Raw genomic sequence first — 23,545 nt, forward strand, 5'->3', positions numbered from 1 at the left:
AAGAGGAGTATGTGACCAGAATTTGTTGTAATGGAAACAAAAAAAGAAACTGAATTGAAGAGAACAGACAGTAAAAGAGGAGAGTAAAGATTGGTGAACGGGAATTCAGGCAATACTGACTATCAGTCCTTGATGAAGAAGGCACTGGTTGAACTAAGGGAGATGAAAACCAAACTCAGAACCTTAGAGAGTGCTAAGACTGAACCGATCGCTATTATAGGCATGGGTTGCAGATTTCCCGGAGGTGTCGATAGCCCAGAGACTTTTTGGCAATTATTATGCAACGGGGTGGATGCTATTACTGAAGTCCCTAAAGATCGATGGGATCTGGATACCTATTACAACTCAAATCCAAATAAACCTGGAAAAATATCTACTAAGTATGGTGGCTTTGTCGATCGCTTACGTGAGTTCGATCCCCAGTTTTTTGGTATTTCTCCTCGAGAGGCAGTGAGCCTTGACCCCCAGCAACGTTTACTTTTAGAGGTCAGTTGGGAAGCACTGGAGAACGCAGGATTAGTGGCAGACCATCTGGTTGGCAGCCAAACAGGTGTGTTCATCGGTATCTGTGGCAATGACTATTTCCAACGCCTGCTGACCAGAGATCCGAAAGAAATTGACGCTTACTTTGCCACAGGGATCTCTCATAGCGTAGCATCGGGTCGCTTATCGTACATTCTAGGTTTACAAGGCCCCAGTCTGTCGGTGGATACAGCTTGCTCTTCATCATTGGTAGCAGTGCATTTAGCTTGCCAAAGTCTACGTAATAAAGAGTGTAATTTAGCATTAGTAGGAAGTACAAACCGTCTCCTCTCACCAGAATTTAGTATTAATTTCTCAAAAGCTGGAATGCTAGCTCCCGATGGTCGTTGCAAGACTTTTGATGCAGCAGCTGACGGTTTTGTTCGAGCAGAAGGTGGTGGAGCGATCGTACTGAAGCGGCTATCGGATGCTATGGCAGACGGGGACAAGATATTGGCTCTGATTCGAGGCACAGCAGTCAACCAGGATGGTCGCACCAGTGGACTGACGGTTCCCAATGGACCGTCTCAGCAAGCGGTGATTTGTCATGCCTTGGAGAATGCAGGGGTAGAGCCAGATCGAATAAATTACGTAGAGGCTCATGGCACTGGTACATCTTTGGGAGATCCCATTGAGGTAGGGGCATTGGCAGCAGTGTTCGGCAAAAACCACTCCCAATCTCAACCGCTGATGATTGGTTCAGTTAAGACCAACATCGGTCACTTGGAAGCGGCGGCTGGTATTGCGGGTTTGATCAAGGTAGTATTAGCCCTTCAACATCAAGAGATTCCACCCCATCTACACTTCAAGCAACCAAATCCTTATATTAGCTGGAATGAGATCCCGGTAGTCGTAACCACTGAACGGACACCTTGGACTGTAGGAATACGGCAGCGGCTGGCGGGAGTAAGTTCCTTTGGCTTTAGCGGAACCAACGCCCATGTGGTGCTGGAAGAGGCACCAGTATCAAAGCCTCTGCCAGCAGATGCAAAACGACCTATGCATTTGCTGACACTCTCAGCAAAGACTGAAGAGGCGCTACAGCAATTGTCAGAGCGTTATCAAAACTACTTAGCAGCATCAGAGCGAGCCATAGAAGATATCTGCTTTAGTGCTAATACCGGGCGATCGCACTTTAATCATCGACTGGGTGTGGTAGCAGACTCCACAGCCAAAATGCGAGAAAAGCTAGCTTCTTTTATAGCCGGAGAAAAACCACTAGGAGTTTTCTGCAAGCAGGTACAATCCACTAAGCCCAAAGTCGCCTTCCTCTTCACGGGACAGGGGTCTCAGTATATAGGAATGGGTCAAAAGCTGTACGAGACACAGCCGACATTTCGCAAAGTTCTCGATCGCTGCGATGAAATCCTGCGACCTATTCTAGAAAAACCCATACTATCAGTACTCTACCCAGAACCTGGGATGAGTTCCCCCCTCGATCGAACCGCCTACACTCAACCAAGCTTATTTGCTTTTGAATATGCCCTAACTGAGTTATGGAAATCTTGGGGCATTGAACCTGCGGTGGTTATGGGTCATAGCGTGGGTGAATATGTTGCTGCTTGTGTGGCAGGGGTTTTTAGCCTAGAAGATGGTCTTAAGCTGGTTGCACAAAGATCTCGTTTGATGCAAGCCCTGCCTCAAGATGGTGAGATGGTGGCGGTGTTTGCTGAGGAAAGTAAGGTGATAAGAGCGATTCAACCTTACACAAAGCAGGCGAGCATTGCCACTATTAATAGCAAAAACAATATCGTGATTTCTGGTAAGAGTGAAGCTGTAAGAGCTATAGTTGCTGCGTTGCAATTAGAAGGAATCGAGAGCCGACCTTTAAAAGTTTCTCATGCCTTCCACTCTCCCTTAATGGAACCAATGCTGGATGCATTGGAAGATGCTGTTAACCAAGTTTCAGTTCAAGCCCTACGCTTGCCACTCATTTCCAACTTGACTGGCGAACTCATGCTACCAGGGGTTGTCCTCGATGCTAATTATTGGCGACAGCACGCACGAAATGCTGTCAGATTTGCAGCAGGGATAACCAGTCTGCTAAAGCAGGGCTATGAACTATTTCTAGAAATTGGTTCAAAGCCAATTTTATGTAACATGGGTCAAAGCTTTAACCAAGAAGCTAATGCTATCTGGCTACCTTCGTTGAATCCAGCTAAGAATGACTGGCAGGTTTTACAGGAGAGCCTCTGTGCGTTGTATGTGCGGGGAGCAGATATCAATTGGATGGGATTTGAACAGGACTACTCGCGCACTCGGCTGCCACTTCCCAATTATCCCTTCCAGCGAAAACTTTACTGGTTTGAAGAACAAGGTATACTGATGGCTGGACAAAAATTAGGTACAAAAGACTCTAAATCACAGATGGATGCTTCTGAGCAACCCAATCGGCGAGACACTATCCTCTCAGCAATGCGTTCCTCGATCGGAGATTTGCTGCAATTAGCTCCACTCGAAGTAGACATTCATAAGTCTTTTTTGGAAATGGGGGCTGATTCCATAATCCTAGCTAATGCCGTACAAACCATTGAAAATACCTATGGAATCAAGATTACTATTCGCCAGTTTTTTGAAGAGTTTACAACTGTTGATGCACTAACAAATTACATAGACCAAAATTTAGGCGAACAGTGGGTGCAAATAAATTCTCCACAGCCAGAAGTCCCTCTGCTTCAGCCACAACCAACTACTGTTGTCACATCTACACAATCTACAACCGAGAAAGAGAGAGAAAATCAAACGACAATACCAGAGACTGGAGTAGAAGGAATTATGAAGCAACAACTTCATATCATGTCTGCCCAGTTCCAGATCATGTCTCAGCAGTTAGAAGTCTTGGGTAGTAGTAGCAGATTATCCCCACAATTGCTTTCATCAAAAACTGACCCACTGCAACCTTCTTTATCAAGAGAGCCTGCTGTCAATTCTACTCAGCCATCCCAGCAGAACCAAGTTGCTCAACAATCTCCTGCACGACGAGTGGAGGGTCAACAAACAACTCCTCAATCTCCTAGAGCAATTCCTTTTTGGCAAAGTGAACAGATCGAAGCCAGACGACTCAACCCTCAACAGCAACATCACTTAGAAGAAATCATTGCTCGTTATACCAAGCGTACTCAAAAATCAAAACAACTCGCACAAACCTATCGCTCAATTTGGGCGGATAGAAGATCGTTGATTCAGTTTCGTTTGGAAACCAAAGAGATGTGTTATCCCATAGTGGGAGACTATTCTCAGGGAAGCAGATTTTGGGACATAGATGGAAATGAATATGTAGACTTGACAATGGGGTTTGGCGTACATCTTTTTGGTCACAATCCCCCCTTTATCGCAGCAGCCTTGGAAGAGCAGTTGAAACAAGGGATACAACTTGGTCCCCAATCAAAAATTGCAGGTGAAGTCGCAACGTTGTTATGCGAACTAACAGGTATGGAGCGAATCACCTTCTGTAATACAGGTACAGAAGCCATGATGACAGCAGTGCGTTTGGCACGAGCCGCCACAGGTCGCACCAAAATTGCTGTGTTTAGCTGCTCTTATCACGGTCACTTTGATGGGGTTTTGGCTGTCGCACAAAATGTTGACGGTAAGCTTAGCGCCGTCCCAATGGTTCCTGGCGTGCCGCAATCTATGGTGAATGACGTTTTGGTTCTCACCTATGATGCTCCTCAATCCCTTGAAATTATCAAAGCTCATGCTCATGAGTTGGCTGCTGTTTTGGTTGAACCCGTACCAAGCCGCAGACCCGATTTACAACCGAGAGCATTTCTTCAACAATTGAGGCAATTGACCCAAGAAGCTGGTATTGCTTTGATTTTTGATGAAATTGTCACGGGTTTCCGCCTTCATCCGGCTGGATCGCAGGCATGGTTTGGTGTCAAGGCAGATATTGTCGCCTATGGTAAACTTGTCGGCGGTGGAATGCCGATTGGAATCGTCGCAGGTCAAGCGACATACATGGATAGAATCGATGGCGGGTTCTGGCAATATGGCGATGATTCGTATCCAGGGGTGGAAACAACATTTTTTGCAGGGACTTTTGCCAAGCACCCACTATCTATGATTGCGGCACGCTCCGTGCTTCAGTATATTAAAACACAAGGAAACGCACTACAGGAGCAGTTAAATCAGCGGACATTGCGCTTAGCCAATACCCTCAATGCTTACTTTGAGCAAGAGAAATTGCCTATTAAAATATTACATTGTGGTTCGCTATTTCGTTTTGCCTTATCAGGAAATATTAGCTATCTCTATCAACCTCTGGAAATGGATTTGCTGTTCCATCATCTAGTGGAAAAGGGAGTTTATATCTGGGAAGCACGTTCCTGTTTTCTGTCTACAGCTCATACAGATGAAGATATTGATTATGTCATTCAAGCTATAAAAGACAGCATTAAGGATTTGCAAAAAGGAGGTTTTTTCTTAAAACCTTCCTTTAAGCAGGGGGATAAAAAAGGATCGGTATCATTAAATGGTCAGGCGCAATCACAATTATCTCCTCGTGAGGAAGGTACAAATCAGCCCCAAAAGCAACAGAGCCAGCAATTCCCATCAGATTTTTTGCTGACTCCTAAAACTATTAGCGATCGCCTCCAACCCGAGTTAGCTCAATTGTTTTCCCAACAAAGTTTAGATGTTTACGGGGAGCTATTGACAAAACTGGAAGTTTTGAGTGTTTCCTATATACTGAGAGCTTTTGAGCAAATGGGATGGAAGTTCCATCTCAAACAACGCTTCTCAACGTCATCGGTAGCAAAGCACACGGGTGCGATCGCGCAATATCAGCCACTGCTCGAGCGCTTGCTCTCAATACTGGCGGAAACAGGGGTGCTGTGTCAAATAGATGGTCAGTGGGAAGTCACCCAACTTCCTTTAGCTAAAGACCAACAAGAGCCAGAGATTGAGCTTTTGATTCAACAGTACCCAGCAGCCAAAGCTGACCTGACGTTATTCGGACGTTGTGGACAAAGACTCGCACAAGTGCTAAGAGGAGAGTGTCATGCTCTTGCTTTGTTATTCCCTGAAGGAGATTTGACCACCGCAACCCAGTTCTATCAAGATTCCCCCAGATCTGTTGTCACGAACACCTTAGTGCAAAAAGTTGTTTCAACAACATTGGAGCGTTGGTCAAAAGAACGACAAGTACGCATTCTAGAAATTGGGGCGGGAACTGGCGGCACAACTTCTTATATTCTGCCTTATCTGAGCGCTCAAACTGAATATGTGTTTACTGATATCTCTCCCTCACTCTTAACCAAGGCTCAGCAGAAGTTCCGCAATTACCGTAGTGTGCGATACCAAATTTTAGACATCGAACAAGACCCTTCTATCCAAGGATTTGGTTTCCATCAGTACGATGTGGTTGTAGCTGCTAATGTACTGCATGCTACTCGAGATCTTAGCCAAACAATAAAACACGTTCAACAGTTGTTAGCTCCTGACGGATTACTGGTGCTGTTAGAGACAACAGAGCGCCAACGCTGGATAGATCTCATTTTTGGCTTAACAGAAGGTTGGTGGAAGTTTACTGACCATCATTTACGACCATCCTACCCCTTGCTTTCTGCCTCTCAATGGCGAAAACTCTTAGAGGAAAATGGATTTAGAGAAGTTGCAACAATTCCTAACGGTACGGAAAATGTAGGAGTTTTATCCCAACAGGCTGTAATTGTCGCCGAGATACCACGTAAAATCCCCTTAAACGAAGCCCAAAAACATCTGGGAATTTTAGCACAGATGAAGGATGATGGTTCGCTAGCATACAACGTCTCCATCAGTCTTGAACTCAAGGGAGTTTTTAACCCTAGTGCAATGCGTCAGGCGCTACAGACAGTTGTCAACCGCCATGAAGCTTTACGAACGATCGTCAGCAGCCAAAATGATTTTCAGCAGGTTTTACCATCTTTAACCGCAGACGTTCCTTTCATTGACTTCTCAAGTTTGGATAGTCACGAGCGTGAATTGCAAGTGGCTGATTGGTTGAAAAAAGAAACCCAAAAACCTTTCGATCTTATCTACGAGCAACTGTTTCGCTTCTCGATCGTCAAGCTAGAAGAACAACTGCATTTATTAGTTTTGACAATTCATCATATTATTGTTGATGGTTGGTCAATCGGAGTCATCCTCAAAGAGATAGGTGCATTATATTCTGCAGAATGTCAGGGTGTTGTTTGCCAACTACCGCCACCCATGCAATTTCGGGAATATATCGAATGGCAAGAGCAACAAAGCCAAACTGAGGCAATGCTAGCTCATGAATCTTACTGGTTGGAACGATTTGCTGACTCAATTCCCATTTTAGACCTACCGACTGACCATCCTCGCCCGTCGATTAAGACTTATAAAGGTAGCAGACAAACGATACAGCTTGATGCTAGCCTTTACCGTGAGATAAAACAATTAAGTACAGACAATGGCTGTACATTGTTTATGACACTGTTGTCGGCATATACAGCTTTGCTTCACAGATTAACAGGTCAAAACGATATTGTCGTTGGGACTCCAACAGCAGGGCGATCGCTGAAAGGGAGCGATGGATTGGTCGGCTACTGCGCCCACATATTGCCCATACGAAGTTGTATTGTTAACGAGCCAACATTTTTGGAGTACATAACAACAATCAAAGAGCGATTGTTGAATGCTTACGAACATCAAGATTATCCCTTTGCCCGGTTAATCGACAAGCTAAACGTACCTAGAGACGCTAGCCGAACTCCTCTTGTCACAGCAACATTTAACTTAGATCGACCTATTACTATACCAGAAATGTTTGGACTGGAAACAAATTTGTTTCCTAAACCTATCAGTTTTACTGCATTTGATTTGAGCTTGAATGTTACAGAAGTAAACGGTAAGTTAGTGTTAGATTGCGATTACAACACCGACTTATTTGATACAGGCACAATTGAGCGGTTACTGAGGAATTTCCAGACCTTACTCAAAGGAATTGTCGCTCATCCGCAGCAGCATCTTGCTAAATTGCCTTTGTTGACAGCTACCGAGCAACATCAACTATTAGTGGAGTGGAACAATACACGAGTTGCGTATCCCCACGAGCAGTGTATCCATCAGTTATTTGAAGCCCAAGTGGAGAGGAATCCAGAAGCAATAGCTCTAATGTTTCAAGAGCAAAAATTGACCTACCGCGAATTAAACGATCGAGCCAATCAACTAGCACGCTATTTGCGATCGCTAGGTATAGGACCAGAGGTATTAGTAGGTATCTGCGTTCAGCGCTCTCTAGAGATGGTGGTGGGACTTCTAGGAATTCTCAAGGCAGGTGGGGCTTATGTGCCGATAGACCCTGGATATCCAGAAGAGCGTATTTCCTTTATGCTATCAAATGCACGGGTGTCAGTGGTGCTGACTCAAGCTCAGTTAGTTGAAAAACTGTCTGCTGTCAAAGCAAAGTTTGTTTGTCTGGACTCAGACTGGCAAGCGATCGACCAAGAAAGTAAAGAAAAACTTATCTGTCGCGTGTTTGCTAACAACCGCGCTTATGTAATGTACACCTCAGGTTCTACAGGAACACCCAAGGGAGTTAGTGTCATTCACCGTGGTGTGGTGCGCCTGGTTAAAGAAACCAACTATATCAACCTCAGTGCAAAAGAAGTTTTTCTACAGCTAGCGCCCATATCCTTCGACGCTTCGACTTTTGAGATTTGGGGCTGCTTACTTAACGGAGCGCAGTTAGCAATCTTCCCACCCCATACACCAACTTTAGAGGAGTTGGGGCATATTATTCAGCAATATAAAATTACAACGCTATGGCTGACAGCGGGTCTATTTCACCTGATGGTAGATGAGCAACTTGAGAATTTAAAGCCTTTACGTCAACTAGTGGCGGGGGGTGATGCATTATCTGTTGCCCATGTCAAGAAAGCTGTGCGGGAGTTAAAAAACTGTAAGTTGATTAACGGCTACGGTCCCACGGAGAACACAACTTTTACCTGCTGCTTTGCGATCGCTGATTCCAGCAAAATTGGTACTTCTGTCCCCATTGGACGCCCCATCTCCAACACCCAAGTTTACATTCTCGATCCCTATGGACAACCCGTTCCCATTGGCGTGACAGGTGAACTCTATGTTGGCGGTGACGGTCTTGCCCAAGGTTACTTCAATCGCGCAGACTTGACTGTAGAGAAGTTCATTCCTCACCCCTACAGCGATAAACCAGGAGCACGCCTGTACAAAACGGGTGATTTAGCGCGGTACTTAAGTGATGGTAATATCGAGTTCAGAGGTCGCATTGACAACCAAGTAAAAATACGGGGATTTCGGATTGAATTGGGAGAAATTGAAGCCGTGCTGGCTCAACACCCTAATGTCCTCCAGACTGCGGTCATTGCCCAGCAAGACCAAATTGGTGACAAGCGCTTAGTCGCTTATGTCGTACCCCAGCCACAACAAGCTCCAACTCCGGGAGAAATGCACCGCTTTCTCTTACAGTCACTACCCAATTACATGGTGCCTACAGCTTTTGTGCTATTAGATACCATGCCATTAACCCCCAACGGTAAAATCAACCGTCAGCTTTTACCGACACCAGATCTATCTCAAAAGATTTCCGAAGAAGGCTTTGTGGCACCACGCACTCCTACTGAAGAAATTTTAGCCTCGATTTGGTGCGATATTTTAGATGTTAAAGTCGGCGTTGACGACAACTTCTTTGAATTGGGAGGAAATTCGCTGCTGGCTACCCAGATTATTTCTCGCATACGCGAAGCTTTCTCAGTCGAACTGCTATTGTCAGATTTGCTGGAAGCTCAAACAGTTGTGCAATTAAGTTCTAAAATCACTGCTACACGTTGCGCTCCTTCTCATATTCTGCCCCAGATCTCTGCTATAGCGTTAGAAAGCGATACACCTGTGTCTTTTGCTCAAGGGCGTCTTTGGTTTCTTGACAATCTCGATCCGGGGAACCCCTCGTACAATATTGTGATGAGCTATCACATTCAAGGAAGCTTAGACGAAGATATCTTTGTAGCTGCACTAAACGCCATTGTTGCTCGACAAGCGTCTCTACGCACTAGCTTTCCAGCCGTCAATGGCGAACCCATACAAAAGATAGAGACATTAGTAAAAGTAGCGCTTAACGTCATTGACCTAACATCACAAGCAAGTTGTGACATTCAAAGCGCTCTCGCAGATATATCTCAAACTGAATATCTCTGGCGTTTCTCATTGAGCAGTGGACCTCTTTTTCGCTTTACACTTGTGCGACTTAGCAATGAGGAGCGTATTTTCTTCGTGAATTTGCACCACATCATCAGTGATGGCTGGTCGATAGGCGTCTTTAACCGCGAACTTAGTCAGCATTATTTAGCAATTCTTACTGGTGAGACATTGCAACTTCCCGAACTGCCAATTCGTTACACTGATTTTGCTGTTGGTCAACGTGCGTGGTTGCAAGGTGAGGTTCGAGAGAGCCAGCTTGCTTATTGGAAAAGTCAATTAGCAAATCTTTCACCTTTACAATTGCCAAGAGACTATTCCCGTCCAGCGATTCAGACTTTTGTTGGTGACAACGTACAATTCCACCTCGGATCGGAAACATCCGTCGCTCTTGAAAAGCTAAGCCGCGAGCATGGCGTGACACTTTTCATGACTCTGGTGGCTGCTTTTTTTGTTCTGCTCTATCGGTACTCAGGTCAGGAAGACATTGTTATTGGAACGCCCATTGCCAACCGTAACCGTCGCGAAATAGAGCATCTTATAGGTTTCTTTGTCAATACGCTAGTCTTGCGGTGTCATGTTTCCCCAGATATAGCTTTCACAGACCTGTTAAAACAGGTACGCCAAGTAACGCTGTCAGCTTATGCACGTCAGGACTTTCCTTTTGAGCAGGTGGTGGAGGTTCTTGCACCGGAAAGAGACAGTAGTCAAAACCCTTTAATACAAGTGGTTTTTGCGCTTCAAAACGCTTCAATGAAACCACCAGTTTTGCCCGGTCTTGAGGTTAAATCTCGTGATTTTAAAGCGTACACTGTACGTTTCGATCTAGAAGTACATTTGTTAGAAGATGAAGATGGATTGACGGGTCACATCATTTACAATACCGATCTGTTTAAGGCATCAACAATCGACAAATTAGCACATCATTTTGTCACTTTGTTGCGATCGCTCAGCAACGATTCGAGCCAAAGCGTTCAACAACTACCGATTATAGACCCCTCAGAGCGGATGCAGCTAACTGATGCACGGCGTCATAACTTCCAGATTTTATATCCACGAGAGAAGACGATCCACGAAATTTTTGAAGCCAAAGTTGTCGAACAACCACAGGCGATCGCACTGGTTTACGATCGACAAACACTGTCTTATGAAGCGTTGAACATCAGAGCTAATCAGCTAGCTCGATATTTGCAAACCTTTGGCGTGACACCAGAAACGCCTATAGGGGTTTACTTAGAACGTGGAATCGACAGCATTGTTGCAATACTAGCGATTCTTAAAAGTTCTGCGTGCTACGTTCCTCTTAACCCAGAAGATCCAGCCGCACGGATTCGCTTTGTTGTACAAGACACAGCACTGAAGCTCATTATCACTGATAGCAAAACAGCACAACATCTGCCAGCACAATTCAATAGTTCTCCACAGCTAGTTTACCTCGACCGAGACCAAGCAAGTATTCTTGCTCGAGAGAAAACTAACTTGCCTTTGCAAACCAGTCCTGAAAACCTCTGCTATATCATGTACACCTCTGGCTCTACAGGACAGCCCAATGGTGTGAGCGTGGTTCATCGCGGTGTCATTCGGTTAGTCAAAGAATGCAACTATGCCAAGCTCGATGAGACAGAAGCGCTGTTACAATTAGCACCGTTAACTTTTGATGCTTCCACTTTCGAGATTTGGGGTGCTTTGCTGAACGGAGGTCGTCTAGTCATTGCTACACCTAGCCGTCCTTCCTTAGAAGAACTGGGACAACTGATTCAGCAGCAAGGAGTAACCACTGCATGGCTTACCGCTAGCTTATTTCACTTGATGGTCGATGAAAATATTGATGGTTTCCGAGGACTTCGCCAGCTGCTTGCTGGAGGCGATATTCTCTCTCCGCAACGGGTTCGACGGGTACTGACTCATCTGAGTGATTGCGCGGTCATCAACGGCTACGGACCAACAGAGAATACAACCTTCACTTGCTGTCATCGAATGAAAGACGTTTCGGACTGTGATGGGGAACAAGTGCCTATCGGTCAACCGATTTCCAACACCTACGTTTACGTACTTGATGCTCGACGAGAACCTGTTTCAGATGGCATTGTTGGAGAACTTTACGTTGGTGGAGATGGCTTAGCACGAGGTTATTGGCGGCGTCCCGAACTGACAGCAGAGAACTTTATTACAGATCCTTTTAGTTCAGATCCCAATGCCCGATTATATCGTACTAGGGATCTTGTCAAGAGACGTGCAGATGGAATCTTTGAATTTATCGGTCGCGTGGACGATCAGGTGAAAATTAGAGGCTTTCGAGTCGAACCAAGTGAAATTCAAGCTTGTGTCGCTCAACACACAGCAGTCCGGGATTGTTTAATTTTGGCGGCTGGCTCTAAAACTGAAGACAAGACTCTGGTTGCTTACGCTGTACCAACACCAGAATTTGTTTCAACAGTTGTCAGCAAGAAAACCAACGAGTCATTGTCTGAACATCAAAAAGCAAATTGGGCAGAATTGTTCGACAAGCACCTTTACACTCAGGAGCACCTCACCTCTGACCCTACTTTTAACATCACAGGCTGGGTTAACAGCTACACCGGACAACCCATTCCCACAGAGCAGATGCGAGAATGGTTGGAATACCGCGTCGATCAGATCTTATCTCATAAACCACAACGAGTCTTAGAAATTGGTTGCGGCACCGGACTGCTACTGTTCCGAATTGCTCCTGTGGTGGAGAAATATGTTGGCATAGATATCTCCCAAGCTGGTTTAGACTACATCGCGGAACATCTACAGAACAGACCCGAAAAATCTAAGGTAGAATTGCACCTTGCGGATGCACAGCAGTATCAAGAATTATGCCAAGACAAGTTTGATACTTGTATTTTGAATTCCACGATTCAGTACTTCCCTAGCGTAGATTATTTGATTCATGTTCTAGAGATAGCAATTGAGGCAATGAATCCTGGCGGTATCATCTATGTAGGTGATGTCCGAAACTTAGCTACATTAGAAGTCTTTCACGCTGCAGTTGCACTACATCGGGCAGAAGACTCCACCACAAAGCGGGAATTGCAGCGTCGCGTCCGTCAACGAGTCTTTCACCAAAATGAATTGTTGGTCGATCCCCGTTTCTTCCATGCATTAAAACAACGCTTCCCACGCATCTGTGATGTCAAAGTACAACTCCAACGTGGTAGTGCTTTCAACGAATTAACCCGCCATCGTTATGATGTCATACTTCGGATAGATGACAATAGCGAAAAACCAAGAGGAAATGAAATTTGTCTGGACTGGCGCAGGGACGACTTAGAAATGACATCTCTTCAAACCCGTCTGAAAAAACAGGATTGGCAGCGATTGACGGTACGAAACATACCCAATGCCCGTATAGTAGAAGATTTAGAGGCTTTAGATTGGTTGAGAGAAAACAGCGGAGCCGATACAGTAGGAACATGGCGGGCACAAAGACAAGAGAGAACATACGGAAGCGCTGTCAATCCAAACGATCTAGCACTCGCGGGCAAAAACATGGGAGTGGATGTCGAGCTCACCTGGGCTTTATCGGGAAATGTAGAATGTTTCGATGCCATTTTTCAAGTCCCATCACCACAACAACTTGTAAGGGAAACAGTGGCGAGCGCTCCAATCAAACCCTCTTCTTCTACGCCAAACTTGACGCGCATGGCAAACCTTCCGATCCAAGGCGAGATCGGCTCTGTGTTGGGACCTGAGTTAAGGGAACATTTGCGTATGCATCTGCCCGATTACATGGTTCCCAGTCACATTTTAATATTGAGCCACTTCCCCCTCAAACCATCTGGAAAAGTTGACCGCAGCGCTCTACCACAAACTCATGATTTGACCTTTGGCGAACGCAAACAAAGCAGTCCACCAGAACGCGGAACCGAACAGAAAATCGCCAAGGTTTGGCAGGAAGTCCTTCAAATCGAAAACCCGAGCAGAGAAGATAACTTCTTCGATTTAGGTGGAAACTCTTTAACAATGGTACGAGTTTGTAGCATGCTCCGAAAAACCTTGGGTACAGAACTCAGTGTTGTGGAGATGTTTCAATATCCCACAATTCGCAAACTAGCCGACCATTTAAAAACACGAGATGGCACGCCCAAGAAAGCTGCGGCTGACCAAAACCGGGCACAACAACAACTTAGCGCTTACCGCACAGGCAATTCCCCAAGACAAAGGAGACCCCAACATGACTGATCTGCAAAACTCGGACAGAGTAGCTATTGCTATTATCGGCATGGCTGGAAAATTTCCAGGTGCAGACAACCTAGATTTATTCTGGCAAAATCTGCGCGACGGGGTCGAATCAATCCGACATTTCACACCTGATGAATTGCTAGCAGCAGGCATTTCAGAGCAACTCGTCCGTAATCCTCATTACGTAAGAGCAAAGGGGATGCTTTCAAATATTGACCTGTTTGATGCAGATTTCTTTGGCATCGCTCCTCACGAGGCAGAGTTAATGGATCCGCAACACCGCCTCTTTTTAGAAACTGCATGGACGGCACTGGAGAATTCAGGATATGATTCAAAGCGGTATAGTGGCTGGATAGGCGTTTACGGTGGTTCAGGTAACACAACATACCTTAACCATGTTTTGCAGGATAGTGAAGATCTGAATCTCAGATCTGGGCAAACCCATGTTTTCTTGGGCAATTATCCAGATTTCTTCGCCACCCGAGTTGCTTACAAACTAGGTCTTAAAGGACCTGCTGTCGTCATTCGCACGGCGTGCTCTACTTCACTTGTTGCCATTAATACTGCTTGTCAAGCGCTGCTCGACTATCACTGTGATATGGCACTAGCAGGTGGCAGTTCCATTCACGTTCCACAAAAAGCAGGTTATATATACGAGCCGGGAGGAATTCCATCACCGGATGGACACTGTATGGCATTCGATCAACGAGCTGCTGGCACAGTTCCTGGTGACGGGGTAGGTGTGTTAGTTCTCAAACGGCTTGATGATGCCCTAAAAGACCGGGATAATATTCTCGCCATTATTAGGGGCTTTGCTCTCAATAACGATGGTTCAGATAAAGTAGGTTACACGGCTCCCAGTGTCGATGGACAAGCGGAGGTTATTTCCCTAGCTCATGAAATGGCAGGTGGTGATTTTGAGGCGGTAGGTTACATTGAGGCTCATGGCACAGCGACTTCATTAGGCGATCCTGTTGAAGTGGCGGCTCTCAATCAAGCCTTTGCTGGCAAAACCCAAAACACCAAGTTCTGTGCTTTGGGGTCAGTCAAAACCAATATCGGACACCTTGATGCAGCAGCTGGGGTTGCAGGTGCAATTAAAACCATTCTTTCACTGCGTCACCGTCTGCTGTTACCAAGTCTTCATTTCCAGTCTCCTAACCCAAAAATAGATTTTGACAATAGCCCCTTTTACGTCAATACTACGTCGAAGGAATGGCCTGATGGAGACCAACCGCGACGTGCTGGGGTTAGTTCCTTTGGTATCGGTGGAACCAATGGTCACTTGGTTTTGGAAGAAGCTCCAAATCGCGAAAGGGAATCTGGGCATTATACTCCTCAAGTACTTCCACTGTCAGCTCGTACCCCAGTAGCACTAGAGCAAATCACAAAAAATCTAGCCGACCACTTGGATCTCCACCCAGATTTGTGTTTAGCTGACGTAGCTTATACGTTACAGTTAGGACGAAGCGAACACTCATACCGTCGAGCTATTATGTGTCGGACTCATGGCGAAGCTATTGAGGCTCTACGTCGTGCTACTGCTGATAGCGTCAGCTTTGTTGTGAAGAACAGTGTCAGCCAGCCGCTCTTTCTGTTTCACGGTTTGGGAGCCATGAATCCGGAGATTGTCCGCCGTGTATATGAAGGCGAACCTGTATTTGCACGGGCATTCGATCGCTGTGTCCAAGTCCTCAAGCCTTATTTTCAACAGGATCTGCACTACATACTATATCCATTAACAGCAGAAAGCAACGCTGAAAAAGAATTATTCGCGCACACCAATAGTCAGCCTATCCTTTGTGCTATTGAGTATGCTTTCGCAAAGTTGTTACAATCTTTAGGCGTTGAGCCAGCAGGGGTCATCGGCTTTGGTATAGGAAAATACATTTGTGCCTCCATTGCCGGAGTGATGACAATCGAGGATGCTCTGATGCTGATTGTCAAGCAGAGTGCCCTAAGCAAGCAGTCTCCTAAAGACACATTATTGTTAGACCAACTCACAACACTGCTTCAAACTGTGTCTCTCCAGTTACCTCAAGTGCCGTTCTTCGATTTGGTAACGGGCGATTGGGTAGACGACACAGAGGTGACCGACCCACAATATTGGGTGCGTCAACTCACTCAGCAAGTAGACATCTCTCAATTACCACTTGATTCCGAGTACCTTTTGCTCGAACTAGGACCCAATGACAATGTACTTAACCTGCTTGCAAGTCCTCAGATAGCAAGTGAGAACAGTACGAGAATTATCAACATCTACAATTCTGTTGCAACTGCACCTGAAAATCAAAAAGCTATTTTCCAAGCCCTCATTCATGTGTGGCTTGCGGGTGGTGCAATCGATTGGCAACGGCTTCATGCTGAAACAACTCCAGGACGTGTAGCGCTACCAACCTATCCCTTCCAACGCCAGCGTTATTGGTACGAACCAAGCCGAAAAGGCAATTCCCCGCTACCAATTTCACCCAAACAATTACCACCAATACCATTGACCAAGAAAAAGGATATGGCACAATGGTTTTATACACCTCGGTGGCGTCATACACTGCCTCTTTTGCCATTCGATCCTTTAAACGTAGCTTGCCACGATAACTGGCTTTTGTTTTTAGATGACTGCGGTATCGGTCAAAGTTTTGCCCAGCATTTGCAGAACTTAGGGATCGAGGTATTTACTGTTAGTCGCAGTACTGATTTTCAAGCCTTACCAGGTGCAAGCTATGCAATGAATCCGACCAAGACAGAACACTACCAGTTGTTGTTAGATGATTTTAAGCAGCGCAACAAAATTCCAAAATATATCATTAACTTTTGGTTTGTTACACCGCCGACGGACGAGCCAAATCCCGAAGATGGCTTCCTGATGCTTCTGTTCTTAGCACAGGCGTTGGGAAGACACGATCGCTCTGCGTGTCAGTTGACAATTGTCTCTACCAACCTTCACGCTATTGAACCAACCGATCGAATCTGTCCGGCAAAAGCAACTTTACTAGGTCCGTGTCGCGTCATTCCTCTTGAGTATCCTCATATAACTTGTCGCAGTCTTGAGATCGAATTTCCAGTAGATGAAGCAGAGCGATCGCAACTTATGGATTGCTTACTCTGTGAGTCTACGGTACTAGATGAGGAACCAGCGATCGCTTATCGCGGCGAAGCTCGTCTGATTCTTGAGTACGAACACAAACACTTAACCTCAAATTGTGATGAAACTTTACGATTGCAACATGGTGGGGTTTATCTCATCGCAGGTGGACTTGGTGGTGTAGGTCTGTCCCTTGCCAATTTTTTAGCTAAGGAATACGCAGCCAAATTAGCACTGATTGCTCGGTCACCATTTCCGCCACGAGAATCTTGGCACGACTTTCTGACCCAGCCAGATGCGTTTAATCTACAATCTTGGAAGGAGAATTTATACGCTGCGGAGTCTGCATGGTCAAAGCAGCTTTCCATCGCTTCCCTTAGAGATTATCCCGGATTGGAAGAAGGACTACTAGAACTGTGTCGTTGCTATGCATTTGATTATATCAAAGTTGCACTGGAAGAATCAAACCCAGCCACAGGTATAGACCGTCAAACACTTTTGCAGCGTCTCGGCGTGCTGTCTTCCATGGAGCGATTTGTCGATTTCATGGTGAGGCTACTCGAAGAAGGCGGGGTTCTTGTAAGGCAAAATGAGCGACTTTATGTCAAGCCAAATTATAACCAGTTACATTCGGCTGATTTGAGTGCCTCACTGCGGTCTCGTTATCCCTTATTTACTGGCATAATTGATGTTTTAGACCACTGCGCCGCCCATTACCACCAAGCCCTCTCTGGTAAAATTCCTGCAATTAGTGTTCTTTACCCAGAAGGACGATTCGATTTTCTCGAACAAGCCACAAAAAACACTTTAGAACATAGCACAGAGCCGATCTATCGACACGTTTTAGCTGAGTTAGTGAGTCAGCTGGCAATCCAGCAGCAAAAGCGTCCTTTACGGATTCTTGAAGTTGGTGCTGGTAACGGGTTATTGACACAAGTCATTGCCCAAGCACTTGCTCAAGCTCCTGTTAAAGTCGAGTATTGGGTAACTGATATTGGTCCTACCTTCGTGGAACAGCTAAAGTGTCGTGCCCAGAAGGATGGGTTTGACTTTATACAAACAGGAGTTCTCGACATTTCAAGTCATCCCACAGTACAAGGCTATTCTCTTGGTAGTTTTGATGTCATTCTCGGGCTCAATGTTGTTCATGCTACATCAAGCATAGAGGCTACACTCTTTAATTTACGGTGTCTACTAGCCGACCAAGGAATTATAGCACTGATTGAAGCAATTGAAACACCCCCTTGGGTAGATATGGTATGGGGCTTGTCTAAGGGTTGGTGGCAATTTGACGATACCCATTTACGCCAGCGATCGCCCCTTTTAAGCCAAAACAGGTGGGAAAAGCTACTTGTAGAACACGGTTTTACAACAGTTGAGAGCTTACCAGCTACTCCAGAAGCACGGTTGGCAACTGACACAGCTTTGCTTGTTGCTCAAGTGAGCGATGACCAACTTGAGAGTTCGCAAAATTGGCATAGCGAAGCAGATCCACAAGAGTTAACACGACATCGAATCCGTCGCATTCAAGAAATTGAACGCCGGGGTGGACAAGTTCAAATTTATAGCACCGACATTTGCGATCGCAACGAGCTAGCTGCAACAATTTCAGATATTAATCAATGCTTTGGTTCAATCAACGGGGTCATCCAATGTGCGATGGTACTTGATGATGGATTAATGCAGCTTGAAACTCCAGAGAAAGCCAACGAGGTTTTGAGACCGAAGATACAAGGTACGCAGCTACTCTTCGACCTTACCCGTAATCCAGAACGTGACTTTTTTGCAATGAGTTCATCGTTAGCTTCTACGCTCGGTCTACATGCCCAGGCAGATTATTGTGCGGCAAATGCTTTTCAGGATGCCTTTGCTCATAAGATGAACGCTGAGAGCGAGTCTTTTGTCTGTTCCATTAACTGGGGTATTTGGAGTGATGCTGGTGCGGCGATGCGCTTGCTAATGGACAAGTCCTCTGGTGTACCGCGACAGCAGTGGGTTCCTCACCCCCTATTCACGCATTGTGTGGAGACTGCTCCCGGTCGAAGAATTTATCACGCTCGCTTGTCAGCACAACAACACTGGATTATCAACGAACACTGGCTTGATGAGCGCCCATTGGCTCCCGGTACAGCTTTCCTTGAATTGGGTCGAGCTGCTTATCAGCATTGGAAACCTTGCACAGCAATAGAGCTACGCGACGTCCTATTCCTTGAGACCTTGGAGGTGTACGAATCCCAAGAGTGTGAAGTCCGTGTGGTTCTTGAAGACCGGGGAGATTACTACAACTTTACCATTTTTAGCCAGGATACTGCATCCGAGTGGTATGAAAATGCTCGAGGTAAAATTGCTGCGATTGACGACTGGCAACCAACATTTTATAAAATCGAAGCTTTGAGACGTGCGTGTCGGGTAAAAATATCTGCCGCTCCGGATCTCATAACCACCGCAGAGAATGTGAAGCGTTTTGGTGCCGTGTCTGTCGGACCGCGATGGTATCGGACAATTGCCGATAAATATTTTGGTCAAAATCAGGCCATAACTGAGTTAACCTTACCCGAAGACTATTGTGAAGATTTACACTATTATAAGTTGCATCCGGCTCTACTTGATGTAGCAACAAGTTTTGCTCTCGATCCAAAAGAATTTTATTTTCCGTTCAATTACAAAAAGTTGAGACTTTATGAGTCGCTTTCACCTAAAATTGTTGCTTACGCACGCTATTTAGATAACGGTCGCTCGGGGAAGGAAACAATTTCTTTTGATATTCTTTTACTGAGTGAAGAAGGTCGCGTATGTGCTTCTATCGAGGGTTTTGTACTGAAGAAAGCGACTGAGCGACAGAAAAAGAGATTGACTAGTCCCGTCGCTTCCCCAGATCTGCATCCGGAACTCCAGCAGGGAATGAGTTCTCAACAAGGTGCTGAAGCCTTCCGTCGTATCCTTGGACAATCATCTCCCCAAGTGTTGGTTTCTACCCAGAATTTTGCCAGCCTGCAGGCTGAAAACAAAACTATGAGGGTACTGCGATTCAAGGAGAATGCCTTGCCTCAATTACGGGAATTCACAACCTCTCGCCTTTGGGAAGATGAAAAGTACCCACCATCTCGAGACCAAGAGCCGCGTTCTGCTACCATCGACAATCGCTCTGGCGATAACAACAAGCAACCAACTGCCTCGACGGAAGAAATAACAGCAGGGGTGTTGAATATTTTTCGTGAGGTTTTACACATTCGCGAAATCAGCATCAATGACGACTTTTTCGATCTGAATGGAGATTCGTTGCAGGCAATTATGGTGACTTCTCGCATTCGGGACGTTTTCGGTGTGGAACTTGGACCTGATACGCTTTTTGATTGCCCCACTCCAGTGCAATTGATACAAGCGATCGAGCAAGCAATGGTTAAACCCGTACCGAAACGGCAAGATGCGGTTGGCTTTGATGAAGAAGAGATTCACGAACAAGTGAATGCTCTCTCTGATGAGGAAATTGACGAGATGTTGAATCGTCTAAGTAGAGAAAATGAAACTTAAATTCGATCTATGGTAAATAACATATCAATTCAACAAACTTGGACATAAATATTTGTCAGCAACTTCCAGTTATTAACTTTTTTGTTACATTTTTTACTTAAAAACCTTTCGGGAGCGGTTGAGTAAATGGACATTTCTAGCTCTGGTCTCAGCAGTTCTGAAAAACGAAAATTGCTTGCAAAGCTTCTTGCCCAAAGACAGACAAATCAATTACCCCTTACGTTTGCACAGCAGCGGCTGTGGTATATTGAGCAAAGATGTACTGGTCTTCCAGTTTACATCGTTCCGGGTGTTTTCCGACTCAGGGGAGAACTCGATGTTGAAGCTTTGCGTCGCTGTCTTGACTATATAGTCGATCGCCAAGAAACTCTCAGGGTGACTTTTTGTGTGAAGGATGAGCAGGTTTGGCAGTTCATTCATCCTTCCAGATCGACTTCGCTCACAGTGTATGAACTGGAATCACTACCGATAGAACAACGCGAGGCGCACGCCTGTTTGCTGATCGAGCGGGAACTAGAAACCCCATTCGATTTCCGCACCGGACCGCTTTTTCGCTCCCTGCTCCTTAAGCTGTCGTCTCACGAGCATTTGTTGGTGTTCAATCTACACAACATTATTGCTGATGGTTGGTCGATCGGGATTCTGTATCGCGAGTTCAGCCAGGTCTATGCTGCTTTTCGAGAAGGTCAATCTTCACCATTATCTCCTCTACCCCTTCGATATACAAAGTTCATTCAAAATCTGTACCACGACTTTCAAGGAAATCTTCTAGAACGGGAGTGCGCTTATTGGCGTAAGAAATTTCGGGAACTACCGCGACTGAAGCTACCGCCCGCCCCACGGATTGACAGTTACGCTAGTCATAGCGGTGGTGCGGTAGAATTCTCGATCGCTGCGGATGTTGTTATAGGACTTCGTGCGCTCGCCCGCAGTCAGGGCGCGACATTATTCATGTCCTTACTAGCCGCCTTCGGTGCGTATCTTCATCTTTATTTACAGCAGGATCGATTAGTCGTCGCCACACCCGTTGCCAACCGTAACCATACTAGTCTTGAGGGCTTGATGGGTATGTTCGTCACTACGTTGGTTCTCCATGTGGATCTGCGAGGTATGCCCACATTTCGTACACTGTTAGCAAGAATTCGAGCCGAGACCAAAGAATCTTACGCGCACCCGCAAGTCCCATTCAATAATTTACTTGCCGATCTCCCCTTTCCAGACAGCGATGCCCGCAATCCGCTAGCTCACTTTATGCTTGCCTATCATGGATCGATAGTACAGCCCTTCACGCTGCCGCAACTTGAAATCGACTCAGTTCAGTCTACACTCAAAACCAGTGGTTATGAGCTGGAACTTCATCTAAGTGACAATTTGGAAACGAGCCTTTCTTCCCAAGAGCAACTAGGAGGTCTATCAGGCGAACTTTATCACAGCGATCGCTTTGATTCATCAACTGTCGCTCAGATCGTTTTCGACTTTCAGAGCTTAGTTCGGTGTCTGATCTCCGAACCAGATCTCTCAATCGCGGCTTTCCCAGCCAGACTCAACAGACTCACTACAACGCTTGCACCACTCGATCCTCATTGATACCTTGCTCAAATTCATCAATTGCTTGAATAGAATCGGAAATTGAGATGCATTGTTCTAGCAAGGATATTATTTCCTCAATCAGTTCTTTAACTGGAGTTTTGTATTTATTTAAAATAAATGGTATAAAGAAAACGCTCAAACAAATTTACCAAGAGGAAATGATTATGTCTACAAAGACAGTAGAATCAGCGAGTATCAAGGCTGTGCCATTTTTTGCCCGCTTCTTGGAAGATCAATCTACATCAGCAAAGTCAGACGCTCCTCCTGCAGATCCTCCTAAAGATACTCCCGCAGATCCTCCTTATCCTCCTCTTCCTTTCACCTTCAAGTTTCCTTCTGATTTAGAAGATCGCTAAACAACTAGCCCAAAGCGCATGCATCCAAACAATCTTAAAGAAAATGTTTTATGCACCTGTCGCGTAATGTTGTTTTATTAATCACCCACAGCGGTGATTTCTTTACTATAGATAGAGTGGCAGAAGCTTTGTCAAAAAGAGGAGCACAACCATTCCGCTTGGACACTGACAAGTTTCCTCTAGAAGTACAAATAGTAGCACACTTTGACAAGTCTAAAAGCTACCATAGGTTAGAATATGGCACCTACTCTATCAGCACAGAGCAGGTGCAAGCTGTTTGGATGCGTCGCATTTGGGAACCAGAATTAAGTCACGAATTAGCTCCAAAGTTCCAAGAAGCCTGCGTTCGAGAATCACAGGCAACCTTAGATGGTTTTTGGGACAGTCTCAGGGAAGCTCGTTGGGTAGACGATTTAGAGCGGATAAATTTTGCACACAACAAGCTGCGCCAACTGCGGGTTGCTTCTGAAGTCGATTTTGTCACTCCTCGGACTCTTGTCACCAATAAAGCTGAAGCAGTACGGGACTTTTTCCAACAGGTCAACGGAAGAATGGTGAGTAAGTTGTTAACTCCTCTTTCCCGCAGTATGGAACCTACCTCGTTCTTCCTTTACACCAGTATCGTTAAAGAAGAAGATTTGCATGATGCTGAGTCACTGCGCTATTGTCCCATGGTTTTTCAAGAACTCATTCCCAAGCATTTGGAATTGCGGGTAGTGTATGTGAATGGTAATGTCTTTGTGGGAGCGCTAAATGCGCCTGTTGATGCAGCATCACAAGCGGATTGGCGGATTCCTGGTGTTGAGATTGGATCGTGGCAACATCATGAGCTTCCTTATGAAGTCGTTCGTCGTCTTAAAACCTTTATGGCTAGATTTGGGCTTTTTTTTGGAGCCTTTGATTTTATCCTCACACCATCAGGAGAATATGTCTTTTTGGAAATTAACCCCATAGGAGAGTGGGGAATGTTGGAACGAGATCTGGAGTTGCCTATATCTCATGCGATCGCTGACACCCTACTTCAAACAAAGGATAGTGGCTAGAATTTCCTAATCTCTAATCCCCAATCCCTAATCCC

Annotated in this window: 6 protein-coding genes; 5 read left to right on the plus strand and 1 reads right to left on the minus strand. The window is 45.5% G+C overall.

Features of this window, described 5'->3' with window-relative positions; translation table 11 throughout:
* Positions 1-93: 93 nt before the first annotated feature.
* The 3 genes from ACKTT2_RS16940 to ACKTT2_RS16950 all read left to right on the plus strand — a co-directional run bounded on the left by ACKTT2_RS16940 (position 94) and on the right by ACKTT2_RS16950 (position 22,108).
* Entirely contained in the window at positions 94-13,908 is a 13,815-nt protein-coding gene (locus ACKTT2_RS16940; protein WP_407888940.1) for a non-ribosomal peptide synthetase, read from the plus strand.
* The gene (locus tag ACKTT2_RS16945; RefSeq protein ID WP_407888942.1) at positions 13,901-20,521 is read left to right on the plus strand and encodes a beta-ketoacyl synthase N-terminal-like domain-containing protein; all 6,621 of its coding nucleotides are present in this window, start codon (positions 13,901-13,903) and stop codon (positions 20,519-20,521) included. The genes ACKTT2_RS16940 and ACKTT2_RS16945 overlap by 8 nt, the downstream gene beginning before the upstream one ends.
* Before the next feature lie 126 nt (positions 20,522-20,647).
* Positions 20,648-22,108: a condensation domain-containing protein gene (locus tag ACKTT2_RS16950; protein WP_407888944.1), complete on the plus strand. Its 1,461-nt coding sequence runs from the start codon at positions 20,648-20,650 to the stop codon at positions 22,106-22,108.
* On the opposite strand, the gene ACKTT2_RS16955 is transcribed toward ACKTT2_RS16950, so the two are convergent.
* On the minus strand, positions 22,077-22,250 hold the full coding sequence (locus ACKTT2_RS16955) for a hypothetical protein (protein ID WP_407888947.1): 174 nt from the start codon (positions 22,248-22,250) through the stop codon (positions 22,077-22,079). The genes ACKTT2_RS16950 and ACKTT2_RS16955 overlap by 32 nt on opposite strands.
* Positions 22,251-22,275: 25 nt before the next feature.
* Between ACKTT2_RS16955 and ACKTT2_RS16960 the strand changes: the two genes are divergently transcribed.
* A complete protein-coding gene (locus tag ACKTT2_RS16960) occupies positions 22,276-22,467 on the plus strand; it encodes a microviridin/marinostatin family tricyclic proteinase inhibitor (protein ID WP_407888949.1) in 192 nt (63 codons plus the stop codon).
* Positions 22,468-22,517: 50 nt separating this feature from the next.
* Positions 22,518-23,510, plus strand: a complete 993-nt coding sequence (locus tag ACKTT2_RS16965) for an MvdC family ATP-grasp ribosomal peptide maturase (protein ID WP_407888951.1) — start codon at positions 22,518-22,520, stop codon at positions 23,508-23,510.
* Positions 23,511-23,545 lie beyond the last annotated feature (35 nt).

The organism is Scytonema hankhaensis NUACC26 (assembly GCF_045865695.1).
GTDB lineage: Bacteria > Cyanobacteriota > Cyanobacteriia > Cyanobacteriales > Nostocaceae > Scytonema.

What these genes read in the sequence shown, in the direction of transcription:
- ACKTT2_RS16945 (WP_407888942.1), top strand. Translation starts at nt 13,901, where the DNA reads ATGACTGATCTGCAAAACTCGGACAGAGTAGCTATTGCTATTATCGGC.
- ACKTT2_RS16950 (WP_407888944.1), top strand. Translation starts at nt 20,648, where the DNA reads ATGGACATTTCTAGCTCTGGTCTCAGCAGTTCTGAAAAACGAAAATTG.
- ACKTT2_RS16960 (WP_407888949.1), top strand. Translation starts at nt 22,276, where the DNA reads ATGTCTACAAAGACAGTAGAATCAGCGAGTATCAAGGCTGTGCCATTT.
- ACKTT2_RS16965 (WP_407888951.1), top strand. Translation starts at nt 22,518, where the DNA reads ATGCACCTGTCGCGTAATGTTGTTTTATTAATCACCCACAGCGGTGAT.